The organism is Photobacterium phosphoreum, assembly GCF_002954725.1.
Classification (GTDB): Bacteria; Pseudomonadota; Gammaproteobacteria; order Enterobacterales; family Vibrionaceae; genus Photobacterium; species Photobacterium phosphoreum.
Genome location: NZ_MSCQ01000002.1, coordinates 802920 through 822743 on the forward strand (window position 1 = coordinate 802920; position 19824 = coordinate 822743).

At 40.4% G+C, this 19824-nt stretch carries 1 protein-coding gene; it reads right to left on the reverse strand.

Annotation, left to right across the window (positions count from 1 at the left end; translation table 11 throughout):
* Positions 1–33 precede the first annotated feature (33 nt).
* The gene (locus tag BTO21_RS15705) at positions 34–19746 is read right to left on the reverse strand and encodes a GEVED domain-containing protein (protein WP_105026903.1); all 19713 of its coding nucleotides are present in this window, start codon (positions 19744–19746) and stop codon (positions 34–36) included.
* Positions 19747–19824 lie beyond the last annotated feature (78 nt).

A 19824-nucleotide genomic window follows, 5' to 3' on the forward strand; every position in this document is an offset into this window, starting at 1 on the left:
ATAATAAAATGCGTTGCATAATAATAATATTGATTACTCTATTACAACTTGATAGCTCACGGTACCACTCTCACCTGGTTGCAGCTCATTAGTCAGAATCCACTTAACTTCACCTTGATAACCTGCACTATTCATACCATTTGGTGTTGATACAGCACAGGCTAATGAGGCAGGTACACCACTACAGTCAACAGCAGTATTCAATAAACTAAAGGCTGGTGTCGTATCAAAGACGGTAATTTCTTTAATTGGTCCACTACCGATATTGCTATAAGTAATAACGTACTCTAATACATCGCCAGGTTTACCCGTATTACTTGCACTTGCTGCTGAACTTTGGGTAATATTTTGTACCGTCTTCTCAAGTTTCAGCTCGCCTGCACCTGAATATGTTGCACGAACAGTATCACTATCAAGCACTAAGCGTGTGACACCATGACCAGTTCCAATACTATCTTCAAACACCATATTCGCTTCTATCTCATAATTATATTGAGCATTCAGCGAAGCATTTGCAGGTACAAAAACTTTACTTAGCAAGCAAATTGCGGTGTTACCTGAGACAGGTATTGCAGCAGTAATGACAGCATCAGCACTATCGATAATACCATTACAGTCATTGTCGAGATAAAGCGATGAACTCCAATCATCATTAGCGGGTTCTGTCATTTCATTGATGATAGAAAAATCAACTGTACCTGCTGTTGCTGCTGTAAATTTATGTTCAAACAATACAGGCTTACCTGGTTCTGCTTCTGTAAAGTTATCCGGTTCCATACGTGGCTCTTTTACTTTACCAAAATTCAGTTCGGTAATGTTATCGCCAGCATTAGCATTAACTGTCATTTCACTATCAATAACAGCACTGCTTGTTACTTGTGGAACAGTTGATACATCAGATTCACTAATATCAATCCAGTTAGCTTGCTTAATCACATTAAGTAATAAATTCTTATTCGCAAAATCGACACCAATTTCAAATTGATATGAACCATTACCAGATGTAATGTCTGTCGCAATCACATCACCACTATTAACACCAGTCACGCCTGCATCATTAAAAGTCACATTAACAGTGAAATTACCAAGTCCAATTTCATCACCATCAATAACACCATCATGGGCAGCTGTTGCACCACCAGCACCATTATCTTCAAAGACAAACCCACTCAGAAGAATACGATTTAATAATTCAAACCAATGGTCTTCTACTTCACCATCAGTTGCTACACCTTCTGGTGTATTACAACTGCTTGCCGTTGAACATAAACGTATTCTCATTACCGTGTTGCCGTTAAAGCCTTCAGCGCTGGTCGCATCAAGAGTAATTGGAATACTATTATTACCAGCAATTACTGCTTGATCATTAACAAGCTGCTCATTCGCATCATTGAAGTCTTCGTTATTGTTGAGGTCAACCCAGATACTAATAAAACCATTACCCACGACACTAATCGGCAGGTTCGTTGGTGTTTCGACCACGATTTTAGCTGGAATATTAAGATCTTCATCATCTTGACCATGAACATCATCACCAGAAGCATCAATAGTACTCCACTGGCTGAATTCAGGATCCCAACGATTACCTAGCATCAGATCAGCACTACCATCAAGAGCGGCATCAAAGTATGCGTGGCTTGCAATACCGTAGTTTGCGTTAGCATCACCATAATCAACAGCGTTATAACAACCCGCAGCATCATTACCTTGGAGTGATTCTGCATCTGTTGCTGTCACAAATTCAATTTCAGCTAATGGTAAGTTAATGCGGTAAATAACCGAACGCTTATCAAGGTCAATCGCACCACTTTGGTTAGTGTCATGATTACCACCATTGGTGATAGCATAAAGACTTAATGCATTATCAATAATCAACCCACCAGCTTGAAGCTTACTGTTAACATCTAACGTTGGCTCGCTGCCGAAGTAAACTAAATCTTGCTGCGCAATCGCACCAGATGTTAAATCAACGCTATAGAGATTACCGCCAACCAGATCAACCATATAACCTAAGCCTGTTTGTGGACTAATCGCTAAATCAGCCCCGACTTCAATTGCACCGCCTGTTAACGAACCACCCATTGCCGCAATATCAACATTAACTACAGTAAACGTTTGACTATTAAGGTCAATTTTCACTAATGAGTCCCATGTTGTACGCCATACAACTAGAGTGTTACCGTCTATTGTGACATCACCCATTGTTGGTGCGCTTAATACAGTAGAAGTTGAGCTATAACCTGAATGACGCAAGCTATCACCTTCAACAAAGTCAAAGCTTTCTCCATCAGTTAACCGACGTATCGTGGCATTACCTGCGGCAGTAATTGGTCCTAAATCAATAAAGCTAGTGCCTGTTTTATCTGTCACAAATAAGTGATGGATGCGATCTGTTTGTGACATATCTGTAAAGGTACCGTAAATAAGGCCACTCGTTCGATTAAAGCCAATCGCGTTAATATTATTAATATTTGGCTGATTAGTAATAACAATAGGACTCACAATATCAGTGAAAGAAATTGGATTACTGGTCACATCAATCGCATTAAAGTTATAATCCGTCGCAGCAATAGGTTTCTGAGTTTGAACAATCAAGTCACAAGTGTTATTACCCACTAAATCAGAAATTAGAATTCGATAATCCTCAACCTCACCATCGAATGCCATACCTGTTGATAAAGCACAATCATTACCACTACATAAACGAACACGTAAGTAGCTATAACCAACAGTTGCATCGCTAGGGATTGGAATAGTAAAACTATTACTACCAATAGCTGCACTAGGCTCGGTTACAATTTTCTCATTGGCATCATCCCAATCACCATCAAGATTGAAGTCTAACCATGCATGAAGCTGTTGGCCTGTTGATGTACGAGCCGCATCTTCAAGTACCATGATTTCAAGGTTAAAATCATCACCTTTGGTAGCAGATAACAATGCGTTAATACCGTCTTCATCATCAAAGTTATTATTGTCATCTGCGAGTGCACCAATATCTTGTAAATCACCAAGATCAGCATCCCACTCAGCACCAAGTCGAAGATCTATCGCTCCATTGTCATCGGTATCAGCTTGAACATGCATCGCTCCATCATTTTCATAAATCGTGGTGTAGTTATTAGGACCAGTGCCTACCGTGGTATCTGGTGCATCACCTAAATCAGATCCCAATACATTTGGCGCATGAGTGAAACACCCTTTTTGAAGGTTATAACCATCTCCTGTACTACCTGTAAATCCAAACCGAACCATCCTCGTTCCAATATCATTACGAATATCACGAGTAAATTGTCCGACTAAAACACCGTCCATGTAATAGGTAAAGATATTGGTTGTTGGGTCCCACTCAAATTGCGCAATATGATAACGACCATCTTCAAGCTCTCCACCATTTACTGAAGTGGCAGGAATGAGCGTATTCGCAGCACTTGGTGTATAAACATCACCATTTAAATATACGCCTGTATGGTCAATATATTGCCCACCTAGTGCATCATCCGTTGCACCAATAAAGGTATTATCGAAGGTATCAAACTCAAACACGATGGACGGTGATACAGGCGTTGCACCAAAGATATTACCGACACCTAAACCACCACCAAATGCACCAAATGCATTTAAATCACGTGAGTCGGCAGAGAGGACAAACGTCATACCATCAGCTCCTGACTCAATGCCATTTGGACAACCCGTATTACAAGTACGATCACCTAAATAAACAGCAAGCTCAGCATAAAGTGGTTGATTTAAATCAATGAAACCATAGCTCCATAAATAGCCTTGCTGATTAGTTTGGCTTTCAGTCACAATGTACTCACCATTTGCTGATTGATAAGCATCGCCACCTTCAAATACCACTGGCGCATCACACGCACCAGGCTGAATAATATTGGTAATCACTGGTGTGACTACATCAGTATCATCTTCACCATTACCAAAGCCATTATTAGGGGTTGAATCAATATCGATAATATCGGTAGCAATAATTTCAGCATTAATACTTGGTGCAGACATATCTTGTGGTGCAAGACGAATAATCGCGTAGTCATTAAACCCAAGTCCAATCGTACCTAAATCAAGTTCACCGGTTAGCGGATCATAAGTGGTAATTTCGGTTATACCATCACCCGCATAGGCTTTAACAAAACTGTATCCTGCCGGTATAGGTAGGGTTACTTTAGTATTTGCAGCAACTGTTGTTCCCTTATTCTCTACACTCACGATAACGTTAAATGGAATACCTATTGTTACGTTAACACTTGGATCCAGCGTTAAGTTGAGCTCAAGGTCACCTACTGGCATTAAGCTAATAGCATGATCTTCGACCTCACCATCTTCTACACTGCCCGTTGGCGTATTACAGCTAAAGCTACTTGAACACACACGTAAACGCACATAAGTACTAATAGCTTGAACATCAGCTGGTGCAACAAAGTCTAATTGCACATTACCGTCAGTGGTAAACACAGCGGTTGTATATTCATCAGCATCAAATGAACCATCACCATCAAAGTCAATCCAACCGTGCAGGTTATCGTTACCCGATGTCACTACCGGAACCGTCAGTGATACCACATCATCTTCAACAAGAAGACCATTTATTTGTGGCTGTACGAAGCCATCTTCATCATCAGGTACTAAGCCATTAACATCATCACCATCGGCAGCGACCGTCGGTTGACCGTCATTTTCATTATCAGGTCCGATTGCACCAATAAATGGCAATCCCGTGTCTGTTTGGTGACGAGGTCCCATATCAGCAAGCTCTGTCGCATAGTTTAACGCGGTTGGTGCATCACCATAATCAGTCGGTACTGGTGCATAACGACAACGCGCGCCATCATTTCCTGACGCTGCTACTCCATCCCCACTCTTAATTGCTTGAATTAAATCAGCGGCAGGTGCGCTGAGGTTAGATAAATCAAAACGCCATAAGCTACCATCAGCATTCACTGAGGCATATGCAAAGCCTAAATTATCAAAATAGAAGGCACCCACAGCGCCACTGGATGGAACGATATTCGTTTGACCGACATTCGTCGCTGATGCGGTATAAGTTGAACTTGCTCTATCTGCTACAAAATCAATACGATAAAGCTTCTTATCAGAGCTAACACCCCAACCTTTACCCGTATCCAGTGGATGAATAGCAAAATCACCAAGGGCAATATTCAGTGCTGCCGAGCGACCTAAGTATTGTCCATATGTTGCTGAATTTACATCAACATCAATAAAGTACATTCGACGCCCAGTTCCAGCATCAGAGATAACTGCCAAAATATCGTCATCTGTCACATCACCCGAAGAAAACTGAATACCATCCAGCTCAGGCACGTTAAAACGCATTATTTCTTCATTTAAACGGTTAATTGCCACTACATCGGAATTTGTTGTACCGCTATTTTTATAAACACCCCAAATTAAGTTCTGCGCGATACTATAACCAATCGCGTTATAGGTTTTCGACGACGCTGTTCCTAATTCAGTTTCATCAGCAGTCACTAGATTCACTTGATACAACTCAGATGGCGTATTCTTCGCCAAATAAGCACTCGTATCACAGGTTGGGTATTCATTCGTGTATTGCTTATCAGCAAAGTCATGATTAACACTGGTTGTCATTACCCCAATATCATGAACATTAGGATTCACTGAGACATAGTTTGGCGGATCGCTAATATCACGACCAAGTGCAGTCCCTGTTGCAGGGTCGATAGTGCCTATGCTTGGAGGCCCAGCACTACAATCTAACGGTGGCGTAATACCATCAGTCTCATACAAGGCATAGTCTTTATTTAACTCACCACTAAATGCGTAATAACCAATATCGTCATTATCAATATTGCCATCATTATTAGCATCGGTGATGCCATCACTGGTTAATACTGACGTACATACATTATCCGTTTTATTATAAAGCGTGACATAAACGTTGGTAATACCAAGCTCATCACCGTCTTTAATTGCATTAATTGAAGTGCCTGTTGAGCCACCATTATCATTAAATACATAACCACTAATAGTTAATGCGTCCAACATAACCAATGCATAATCTTCAACTTCACCATCAGCAACATTGGTACTTGTTGCACGGCTATCATTGCCTAATGCATCATTAGTTCCTGCTGTAGGTACTGCTGTAAATACACGAACTCGCGCTGCAGTCACACCCATGACCACACCAGCAGGTACCGTAAAGTTAAGATCAACGGTTGAGGTTGAAGTCGCTGTTGTTTGCTGCAATTCACTGGTTGCAAACACACCATCTTGGTTCCAATCAATCCAAGCATAGACATGTGCTGTGCCGCTATTTACTGTTACATCAACAGGTAGCGTATAACTATTATTGCCTAAACGCAGACCATGATGTAATACGTTCGCACCATCTTCATCATCACTATCGGTAATATCATCACCGCTAGCAAATAGTGCCAAGTTACTATTCACCGTAATAGCAGCATTCCCACCCATACCTGCATGGTTTTGACAGTAATAGTACAAGTTATCAGCCGTACTACCATCAACCACAACATCGATATAACCTGTATTTTCAGTCACACCCGTTGTATAAGCACTGCCGCTATTCCAGGTACCATCAGCTATGGTTGAGAATTTCAATACATGTGAGGCAGGTACCGCACTGACATCAAAACGATAGGTACCAGCAGCAAGAGATAAATCAGGTGCTTCAATACCATCAAAGAAGAAACGATTACCACCACCACTACTTGCTGGCGCGGTGGTTACTTTAATCGTTGCTTGATGTGTTGCAGTATCAGCACCGCTACCAAAAGCACCATCATCGGCATCTGGTGCCAGTAGACCTAGATGTACGGTTGAGCCTGTTGATGGAATCACATGAGTAGGGCCGTTAATCGTGCTGTAGTTACCTTGACTATCAGAACTCATATTTGCATCAGGTGCATCACCAAAATCTAGCTGTTTAACACAATCAGATACACGGTAATGATGGGTTTCCATATAGTAATTTAAACCAGCTGGAATATTACCTACATTAATAGTGATTGATTGACCAGCAGCCAGAGTAAATACAGGATAAGCAACACCACCACCAGCAGTTCCTGTTTTCCCTTGGCGTAAATCAAGTATGGTATAAACTTTCGCCGGCTCAATATCAACTCCAGTAGGGTCATAAGTAGGGACTAATAAATTACCTGCACCACTTGACTCTGGAGGTTTAATATATGTACGGCCTTGACCAAAGTTACCCGTAAAGCTCACTGTCATATCATCAGTATAAATACCTGTATGCCAAAAATTACTGATCTCAAATGAAATTGCAGAGTCTTCATTACCAGTAACCGGTAAATAGCTATAAGTAATCGACACTTCACCATTAGGGATACTATTAAACGACGTGGCATAGTTTGCCATTTCTCGTACTGCAAAACTGGCTGTGCGAGAAATACTTACCCCTGTATGGCCGCTGGCCGAATTGGTATTAATTGGCACACTCGAAGTTGACTCTAAGCGACCAATAACTTGGAAACCTTGCTGAATAGGTAAATCAGCTGACCAACTATTAGGGGTATATTGCTCGTTATAGCCATTATTATTGCCATTCCATGCCACGTAATCTGTGAGTGTATTACGCATTACATCGGTTAAACAAACAGGATTAATAGGCAATGACGGATCAATTATAGTAAGAAGATGATCTTCTACTTCACCAATAGTTGCTGCACCAAATGAACGAGGATCTTCATCACTTCCTGTAGGACTACCTGTTAATACCACATCAGATAAACGCATACGTACATAATATGTCGCACCTGTTGTTAAGCTTGGTAACGTATTCCAAGTAATGGTTGCTGATGTATCGCTATTCGCAACTGTTAATGGCATGCCAGATACAGCCTCATCAGCATCAAAACGTCCATTATTGTTCCAATCAACCCAAGCATATAAATACGCATCACTGCCCGTGGTATTGGTCACTTTCACTGGCATGCTATATTCAGTGGCGGTATTGACTAATTCAACCTGAGAAAGACCATCTTCATCATTATTAGTATCAAGATCATCACCTTGCGCTAATAACTGAGCAACACCTAATGCATCAGATTCTTCATCTGTAGCATTGGTACCTAAGAATAAACCAGTTGAAATTGAATGACTTGGGCCATTGTCTGCTTTCGATGTATGGTAATCTTGTACCCCGACACCAACGGTGCTGTCTGGTGCATCACCATAATCAAGATCACCAGCACCAACAATGAAGTTTGCAGAGAATTCGGATGTTTGACCAGATACAGCACCTGTTCCTGGAGCATGATCAGAGAAGCTGATCGCACCAATTGTATCTCCAACAGAGAGCCCACTAACGTTAACTGTACCGCTGAACGTTCCATTGGTTTGCTGAGTCAAACTGCCAAGATAGGTAACACCCTCACCGTAGGTTAATCCCGTTATTTCATTACCAATATTAGGCATAAAACTCCAACCGCCAACAGGATTAGCTGTTGTTATTGACGTACTGGTATCAGTTGCGTCACCACTAACGATATAAAATTGAATTTCATAACTATTTTCGCTAACAAATGCACCATTACAATGTTTACCCTCAACAGTTAATGTATTACCACTTAATTCAGCTTTTTCTATTAATGGTAAAGCGGGTCCCGTCACTGTTGGAGTGCCATGATATGTTGCTAAATAACAACGACGACTATCACCCTGATGCGGAGTTGTATCAATACCGTCGTTCTCGCCAATATCAATAGCTATACCACCATTATTACCAAACTGGTTTTTACTGATTTTAATACCACGACCAAGCCCATGAATATGATCAATACCATTGACACCCGCAGCACCATTTATTGCTTTATTAAACTCAGCAACAATGCTAGACCCGTAGCTCAGACTGATCCCTGCGTGTGGAGACCATGCTGATACATGCGCATTATCATAAGCCGTATTTGATTGGTCATAAAAGCCTTGGGTATTGGTAACGGTATTTTGAATAATATCCAAAGAAGAGGCACCAGAAACATTATCGATACCAGCAAATTTAGCGTTATCAATATAGTTACCTTTGATGGTGGTGGCGTTAGTACCGCGATCAAGCACGATACCAGAACCATCAACATCAATAATATAGTTATCAGAAATAACAAACGTATCACGAGGATCTAATGGATCTGTCAGATACCAAATAATAATTGCAGTATCCCATGTGTTAGCAAAGTAATTACTGTCTATTTCACCAGAACCGTCGTGATCAAGTTCACCACCCCAATTAATACCATTATTGATAATAGCACCACGGTATAATTGATTTGCAGCTTCTACACCAGTAGGTAGAACGCCAATAACATTATTATTAAAGTCAAAGTTTTGGATTGCATCTCGAGCGAAGAACGCTGGGCCAGATACAGTGCCATCACTATCATCTGAATATACACCTATATTCTGCACCGTAATATTATGGGCATTTGATGCTGTTTCTATCGCCGCACAACCACTCCAACTCTTAGATTCTGCATTGGTTTGTGCATAAAAACTACGGCCACAAGTATTATTCCGTACATGATTAATGGCAAAATCTGGTGCGTCAACTTGAGAAATCGTTCTCGTGTTCCAGTCTGCGCCCACAGATGTCACTGGACCTAATAGCGATGGATCTTCATTCCGTGCAGTTACACCATCAATTAAGGCATAGGCTTTACCATCAATGGTGGTATTACTGTCTGTTAACGCAGTAAATACAGTGGAATCAGTATTTGAAACCTCCCACCATGTGGTGCGATTAGGCACAACAACAGGCACAAAACGCATCACATTAGCGCCACTATACGCATTAGCGTTAAGTAAGAACTGTTCGTAAGAACCTACACCGCTAGGTTCGGTATTCGAAACAACATTGAAACTAAAACCAAAGTTCAAGTTATTGAGAACATAATCAAGATAAAATCCAGTAATATGTTCGCGTGTACCCGCATCAGTATTATCATCAGCACCCGTTGCGGTTTTACCACCATAACAAACATCTGAGTTATGCGTTGTATCCGTTGACAATATGCTGCCACCCAAACCATCAGCACAATAAGACTGAATAGCAAAGGCTACCGGAATCTCCCCTGCTGCGGTAAAACCAATGGTCTGCTCAGCAATAAGACCTGAGCTACCATTGCTTGATACCGTTGGCGCATCAGAAGCGACCCAATACACACCAGCTACGAGTCCAGTAAATGCATATTCACCGTTAGCATCAGTAACATCCGTTGCTATTAAAGCATCACTGATATTTGGTAAATTATCGCCATCATCCAAATAAAGAGTCACAGTAACATTTGGTAGGCCACGTTGGTCGCCTGTATTATCATTAAACGTCACATCACCATCTGCGTAACCGTCACCAATAATATCTTCAAAAATTGTACCGCTAATTGATAATACCCCTGGCGCACTTGCTGGTGCGTAATCTCGATAATCAAGATCAAGTAGTAATGGTGACACTGCACCATCAACTGCATCATTATCAGCATCACCAAAGATAGTCTTTAGATGCGCAACAGTACTCGCTGTCACTTCATCTGTCGGGCTCCAATTACCTGGCGCTGAGCCAATAACACTTGAATCATCAATTGAATCAAAAATATCTAATAAACCATCACCATCAGTATCGGTTGTACTGGTTATTGTATTAGGATGGCCTGCACCATTTTCAATAAGGTCAGATATACCGTCACCATCAGAATCATCATCAACATAATCAGGAATAGCATCGATATCAGCAGGAACCACTTGATCAGTATTAACAGGCGTGAGACCTTTTGTACCTTGATCACTGGTTGTAAGATAAGCGGTATTAAGGCCATCATTGGCAATATATTGAGCAAAACTATTTACGTTTGGCAAAATATAATCTTCTGACGTTTGAGCCTCAATATTATCGGGAATACCATCGTCATCGGAATCAATATCTAAATGGTTACCTTCCACTACACCAGACTGCTGCTGTTGATGTAAGGTTTGATTAAGAAGTTCAACACCACAGAAGCCCCAATCATTACCTTGGCCACTATTACCGCCAGAGACATTTCTCAACCGTAAAGAAGACAATGGAGCATCAGTAGACGGAGTATAAGTAAAGGTTAATATTTGATCGCCACTGGCTGTTAATGCTTCATTTGGGCTTAATGTTTGTCCATTAATAACCGCTCTAAATTGAGATATTGGGCTGTGCCAAACGTTAACATGCAATCGTAAGGTATAAGTTTCACCAGCTTTAAATACATCTCCTGTTGGTAAAAATTGATTTTGTAATACATACCAATCACCAACATGACTCGTTGTTCCTTGACAATTATTACCAGTATCACCTTCAGAACAACGGGTTAGATAGCCCCAACCTCGACCATATGGATTAGCACTTGTTGAACACTTCTCACCGCCAAAGTTTCCCCAAACACTATTACGTTGATTATTTGACGTTTCACCAGGCAAACCACACGCACTATTACCGCCATGCACTAATGGATTATATTCACCATTAGCAGTGTGCTTCACTAATGGACAATGACTCGGTGCTTCACCTGATGCAGGTTCAAACCAATCAGCAAACAGATAATTCGGATCATAACCAAGTTCAACTAAATCCAAAATACCATCGTTATCATCATCAATATCGATAGAGTCAGGCACACCATCGCGATCAAAGTCATTTTGTGTATTACCACCTCCTGTACCATTTGCTTGTACATAAACATGGAAATCTGCCACTTCACCGCGGTTCATCAAAATACCGAGTTGACGAGGATCTTCTGCGGTACCAGATGCACTATTTAATGGAATAATATCTTCAGATAAACGCAAACGGATACTGTAGTATTTATTGATGTATTGCCACGTTGGTAAATTAGTCCAAGTAATACTAACGGTTTGTGAGCCTGAACTTGATGGGATCACTATTGCGCCATTGTTAGCACCACCACTGACAGCAGTCAGTTCACCCACTTCCATGACACTGTCACGGTCAAAGTCAAACCATGCATAAAGGTAAGCATCCTGACCTGTGGTGTTGGTGACGGGAATATCAAAACTAACTAGATTGTCTGTATCCTTGATATCAATAGGACCAATAGCATCTTCATCATCGACTCCGGTCCCTGTTTCATCATCACGCTGTGGATTATCATTATTGAAATAATTAATATTGGTTAAATCAACAGTATCAGCATCAGTTGCTTCAGTACCGATGAATAATTCAGTACTTGGATAATGAGCAGGACCACCATGTTCTAAACGGGTTGTATAATCGATGCTGCTCGGGTTAGTTGATAAACCAACTAGCTCATCACGTAAATCACCCATATCAAAGCGATCAATACGTACTTGATGATCTTCAATTTCGCCATTCTCACTCACGGCACCAATAGAACGCGGATCTTCATCAGTACCCGTAGCACCCGCCAAATCTAATGGATCATTTTCTGTTAAACGCACTCGCATAAAGTAATTGCCAGCGACAACACTTGCTGGCAAATCAAGGATCATATCCGCTTCTTGTGGATTACTAGTATTAATACCAACGTGGTTTTCACCTTCTTTACCCGCAGGATAAGAAGTACCCACTCGACTTAATACTTCATCAACTTCAAAAATACCGTTTTTATTCCAATCTACCCATGCATAAAGATAAGCATTATTACCACCAGTATTATAAATAGGCTGGAGTTTAACCTTATATTGTGAGGTTTCTGCACCAATATTAATAATGTTGTTATGCAACGAAACATCTAAAACATCATCGTCGTCATTATTATTAGCATCATCGCCATCCGCATTTGCCGTTGGTTGACCATCAGTTTCAATATCTGTTTCAACGTCACCTAAACGTACTGTTGTTGAGGCTATTTGTGAAGGACCATTATTGGCTAATAATGTTTTATAACTCAGCTCACCACTTATACCGTCAGGTGCATCACCATAATCTAAATCTGTTGAACAACTATTAGATTCATTGGTTAAAGAAAGGTTATCAAACACAATTCCATGATTATTGGTCGCCCCACTTATATCGTCGCTGGTATAGGCCGACAAAGTAATGGTATTCATATTTTGAGCAGGTGTGAAAATTATCTCTTGTGTTGTTAACGCTGAACGTGAAGTTATCGATTGAGAAGCTAACTGAACATGCCCTGCGGGGATAGCAACCATACCAGGTGCCACTACATTAGATTGAGTATTACCCCAAACCCGCACATCTATATTGGCATTTGTGGTAAATTTACCTGTATTTGCATTTATTTGACCACCAGCAATATCTAACGTTAATTTATAAGTTTCCCCTGCAAGTAAAGGAGATGGCAGATCTAATGATAAACCCTCTTGATTACCCGAATTAAAGGTTAAACCAACTAAGCGACTTCCATCTGTTGGAACATAGTTATCAAACCAATCTGGACGTATACCATCAAAGTGATCAGCGGTACCATCCTCTGTCCAACTATACCAAGGAACATCTGAATCAAGCACAACAATTGAACGACCATTACCACTTCCACGTGATGTTTGCGTTTCAAAGCTCGGTGAAATAAGATCTATAACACATTGATTTCCTGTTGAAATCGGCATCGTTAGCTCAACTTTATGATCTTCAACTTCACCGATACTCCCTGCGCCGTATGAACGAGGGTCAAGATCATTATTCGTCGCCGCTGCGATATCTAAAATTTGATCAGTAAGTCTTACCCGCATATAAAGCGGGCCATCAGCCACTGTACTATCAAAACGCCAATTCATATGAATGACAGCATCATCAGGCTCATTAGAGTCAATACCATAGCCACCGTCATCTTCACGACCGCTAACAAACAGTTCATTAACTTCAAAGCTACCATTGCGGTTCATATCTAACCAAGCATAAAGAAACGCTTCTGCTCCAGAGGTGTTGGTCACTTTAATTGACTGACTAATATAGTTTTTATTTGCCAATAAATTATATGTATCTAACCCATCTTCATCATTAACATCGTTGTCATCATCACCTGATGAATCTGTATTTGGAAAACCATCATTTTCAATATCTGTCGCGGCCGTTCCTAAATAAAGCACCGCCGATGGAATATGTGATGGGCCATTATCAGCAACTAATGTTTTATAACTGATTGGTGCATCACCATAATCAGCTGGTGCTCCAGGGCTATCGACATCACGATAATCAAGATCTTGTTGCAATGGTACAATCGCACCATCTACTGCATCAGTATCGCCATCACCAAATATCGTTTTTAGATGAGCAACGGTACTGGCTGTTACTTCATCAGTAGGTGTCCACCTACCTGGTGAAGAGCCATTAATGATAGAGTCATCATTAGCATCAAAAATATCTAATAAACCATCACCGTCTGTATCTGTAGTGCTGGTAATTGAATCGGGGTGATTGGGGCCATTTTCGGCAATATCTGAAGTGCCATCTGCATCTGAATCTAAATCAATATAATCAGGAATGGTATCACTATCGCTCGGCGCACTTTGGTCAGTATTAACAGGCGTGAGGCCCAAACTACCGGTACTACTTGTTGTAAGGTAAGCAGTGTTTAAACCATCATTAGCAATGTATTGTGCAAAGCTATTTACATTAGGAAGAATATAATCATCAGACGTTTGGGCTTCGATATTATCTGGAATACCGTCATCATCTGCATCAATATCTTGGTGATGGCCTTCTTGAGTAACATCTAAATCTTTGGTTAATAATTCAACACCACAGATGGCAAAGTCATTACCTTGACCACTGTTATTACTTCCACTCGCCACAAAATTATTACGTACAGCAATGGTTGTTAATGGCTCATTTGATGATGGCGTGTAATCAAAAGTATAATAATTTTCACCACCAACGATAGTCTCATTAGGGTTAATAATCTGGTTATTAATCACACCTTGTGTGCGTGTCATCGTACCTTGACTCATTAAGACACGTAAGCGATATGTGACACCTGCTTGTAAGGTTGTAGAAGGCAGATATTGTGATTTAACACGATAAAATTCGTCATTAAATGATGTAGCTGTTAATCCTTGTCCTGCACAACGACCAGCGGTATCAAACTCATTACAAAGCGTTAGGAATGAATAATGTCGACCACTACTACAGCTACCACCATATCCTTTCCAAGTATTATTCACTTGGTTACCGGTATTACTGCCCATACCATGTTGACCTGCACATGCCAATGCATTACCCGATGGATTACTATCACCAACACCACCAACATGAGATGGCGCATAGTAGAAGCCATCACCAGTATGTTTCACTAAAGGACACTGATTGGGATCATTTGGATTAACTGCATCAAAATAATCACGATAAAGATAATTAGGATCGAACCCCAACTCATCAACATCTAGAATACCGTCATTATCATCATCAATATCGATTGAATCAGGCACACCATCACGGTCAAAATCTGATTCTGTTGAACCACCACCAGTACCACCACTTGCGACAACGCGAATCGAGTAATCTTCTATTTCACCTTGTGTTAATTGCACACCAAGTGCACGAGGATCTTCATCGCTGCTATTGGCACCCGATAATATTAATTTGTCTTCAGACAAACGGAAACGAATACCATAATGTTGATTGACCAATGGCCAACTCGTAATATTTTCCCAAGTGACACTGTAATTTGTCGCTGAACCACCATTATCTGGAATTACTATCGCGCCATCATCAGCTAGGCTACCAACTGCTGTTAACTCACTAACATCAAGTTGACCATTATGATCAGCATCTAGCCATGCATATAGATAAGCATTCTTACCGGTATTATTCGTTACCGAAAGATCAAAGCTAACTAAGTTATCTGTTTCATTAATCGTTACTTGTGTCGATGGTAGCGAATCGTCATCATCACGTGTTGCTGTTGGCGTACCTGAATTATCATCCTTTGTTGGGTGCGATGCAGTATATGTGGTGTTATAAGTTGCTGTATTATAAGGATCGGGATCGGTAGGGTTAGTACCAATAAATAAATCGGAACTTGGGAAGTGAGCCGGCCCGTTATCACGTATATGTGTACGATGATCAACCGTTGACGTTGATGATGATGTACCATCCGCTGAATCTCGCAAATCTCCCATATCAAAACGACCGAAATACACGCGATGATCTTCAACTGCACCTATTTGCTCTACAACACCTAATGAACGAGGATCTTCATCCGTGCCTGTTGCGCCTTGTAAATCAATTGACGTTGCCGACAAGCGAATTCGCATGAAGTAATACCCATTATCAAAATCACTTGGCACAGTGATACGGGTATCCATGATTTCCCCCCAAGTAGCATAGAATATAGCCTCACCGACGGTTCCTGCATTCGATGCAGCTAAACCTTCATCTACTTCAAAAATACCGTTTTTATTCCAATCAACCCATGCGTAGAAAAATGAATTTTGACCCGTATCATTTGTTAATGGATTAAAACGCACCTGAAGAGAACCAGTAACAGTACCTACATTAATCAAATTATTCGGATAATAGCCTGACAACGCACCTTCATCATCAGTTTCAGTATTATCATCACCATCAGCAAGCAAAGTTATTAAAGCGTCTGACTCAATATCGGTTGGATTTGGGCCCATATATAACTGTGTCGAAGGCAAATGACGCGGACCATTACTTGCCGCTAATGTTTTATAACTTTCTTCGCCATCTAAGCCATCTGGCGCATCACCAAAGTCATAGACTGGTTGTTGACTTGGCTCATCACCATCTCTGAAATCTAAATCTTGAGATAAGGGCTCAAAACCATTTACATCACCATCAACATCACCAAACGAATTCACCCGTTGAGCAATAGACGCAGTTGTTAATTCATCATCGGGATGCCATGCACTTGCGCCACTACTGTCTGTGGCATCAAATATATCCCATAAACCATCACCATCGGTATCAGTATTAGCACCACTCCCTGGGTGAATATTATCAGGGCCATTTTCGGCGATATCTAATACACCATCACCATCAGAATCGGTATCAATATAATCAGGGGTTGTATCAACACGAACAGCAATACTTGACATAGCATCAGTATTTACAGGGATCAATCCTGGACCACCGTTATTAGTGGTAATATAGCTACTATTAACACCATCATTGGCATTATAAGTTGCCGCATCATCATTTGATGGGAAGATATAACCTTCTGTGGTTTGTGCTTCAATATTATCAGGAATACCGTCGTCATCAGCATCAATATCTAGACAGTTGGTAATTGAAGTTGCAGTTTGCGCTTGGAATAACACATTATCAATTGAGAAATCATTACCTGAACTTTCCGTCGTACGATTATAAATACCCCAATCAATGGATGTTTTATTGCCGCTATTCCATGTAAAAGTAAATGTTTTATATTCTGCGGTTGTTATAGATGCAGCACGATCTGGAATATATTGCGCGACAGAGACACCATCGACATAAAAATGAATTTCAGGCTCAACATTCGGCACTGTATTTGATGGATGGCCTTGCAGGTTATTAGTATTGATTTTTACATCAACACTAAATACATAATTAGTATTAGGTTGTACTGGAAGTTTATTTACAGGCTTATAGATATAACCCGCTTGTTTAGGATCGCTAGCTTCACATACATCATTCGTATCAACAGCTGCACCTTGATAATCATGTGTACCAAAAATTAGGAACATATTACCGTTGCTTTCTTCCCATAAAGTTGTCGTTTCACTACAACCCGATCCGGCCATATACGAGCCAACTTGTTGACCTTGTGAATTAGTTGGTGTTGTACCGCCGCCTAAAAATGGCACCACTAAAGTAGGTTCAAGTGTATATTGGCCCGTAGATTCAAACCCTGTGGCTTCTACTGTTGTTGTATCAATCGCTACTTGCAGGCTTGGAATTTCATTAAAGGCATCGGCAAAACGTTCAAAGTTTTCGTTATGAACAACACTACAGCCTTCATCAACATCTAAAATACCATCATTATCGTCATCTAAATCACGACTATCTGGTACACCATCTTTATCAAAATCACCACTTGCTACACTTGGTGGTAATGTTGGAGCGATAAATTTTTCAATAGTAACTTGGTGATCTTCTATTTCGCCGTTGCTGGCGTCGGTGGCAAAATTACTGCTGCTGTATGAACGGCAACCAAATACAGAGACACCAGCACTTGGCATACCCTGAGATACATCTAACTCTTTAGCGTTACCTTCCATGGTATAACGAATACAACCATCGCCAGCATCTTGAGCAGCATGAAATTGACGACCAGGATCATTTAAATTGGTATATGTTGTTTGAATACCCGTCACCCAGTTATAAGAAATTGCATGATCTAAATCAGCAAAGTAGGTTACCATTTCACCCGCGCTATTTAATACCGCCACTTCTTGAAAATACATGCCACGGGTATTGAAATTAATCCCATTTAATAGCGAGTTATCAATTTGTCCTGTGTTTATATCAATACAAATAACAGGATCTATAGATGCTTCACCACTACAAATAGCAACAGGATTTGATGACGAATCATATGATACAAAAAAATTATCTCGTTCTGAATCATCTTCTTGTGTTAGAACCATGATTGGTTGTTGGCTATTAAAATCACTGCAAATTTCATTATTAACAGTATCCCAACACAATACAAAACGCTGTCCTGCACTGCGTGAATATGAAAAATAAACTCGATCACCAATCACTTCTGTTCTAGTATCAGCACCAGTAACACCAAGCCCAACAACACTTGTAATATCAATAGGGTAACCAGCACAATCTGTCATCATGGTTGTGACACACTCAATTTTTGTTGAGTCATCCATCACATACATTTTATTACCGACAAGTCCTGGCATCGAACGACAAGTATGGTCCGTGCTACCACAATTATTGGCATTATCTGTTTTTCCATTCCCAAATGGCCCCATAAATGAAACAAAGCCGCAAGAGTTATCCGTATCCATATTCCAACATGACATTCCATACTCCGTCGGAATATAGATTTTATTATTTATAACAATATGATTACCTTGATGAGGTGTTCTGGTATTTGTATTAGAGCCAGTATCTAAATGTTTACCATCTGGATTACCAGCACCATTATCATAACCAGGACACAGCGCCCCCGTTATAGCGTCATAGCAAAATACTGCTGGCTCATGAGGATTTCGATGATGTGCTATTGCATAAACACGAGTTTCATCACTATTGGTAAATAAACCATAACTATCATGTCCAATATGTCCGAGTCCCGTTAATGTTGTGCCACTGGCTAAATCATCGGTAGTTAAACGAAAACGAGCAAAGGTTAATCCCTCTTGAATTTCAGACAAATCATTCCATATGAGAGTTATATTACCGTTACTCGTTCCTGCAGGAACTGTCGTACTTGAAAATTCATTTGAATCAAATTGTTGATTTTGGTTTAAATCAATCCAGCCATATAAGTTTGCAGTCACACCCGATAAATTAGTTACTTTAACGCTCGCTGAATAAGTACTATCACCATCTTCGTATGTTATAACATGTGCTGTAAATAAATCTTCATCATCACCATTATTATCATCGCCAGTTGCATCACTATTAGGTTGACCATCACTTTCAATATCTGGCGCAATCGTACCAATAAATAAATTACTACTTGCAATATGATTAGGGCCGCTACTAGATACTGTTGTTTTATAAACATCAGGTGCATCACCATAATCTTTAGTGGCATAAGCTTCATAGCTAAATAAAGACAATATCGAAACAAACAGATAGGAAATAAATATATTATTAATTTTTTTACATCTTCGTATGTTTTTTTGGACACAACTAGG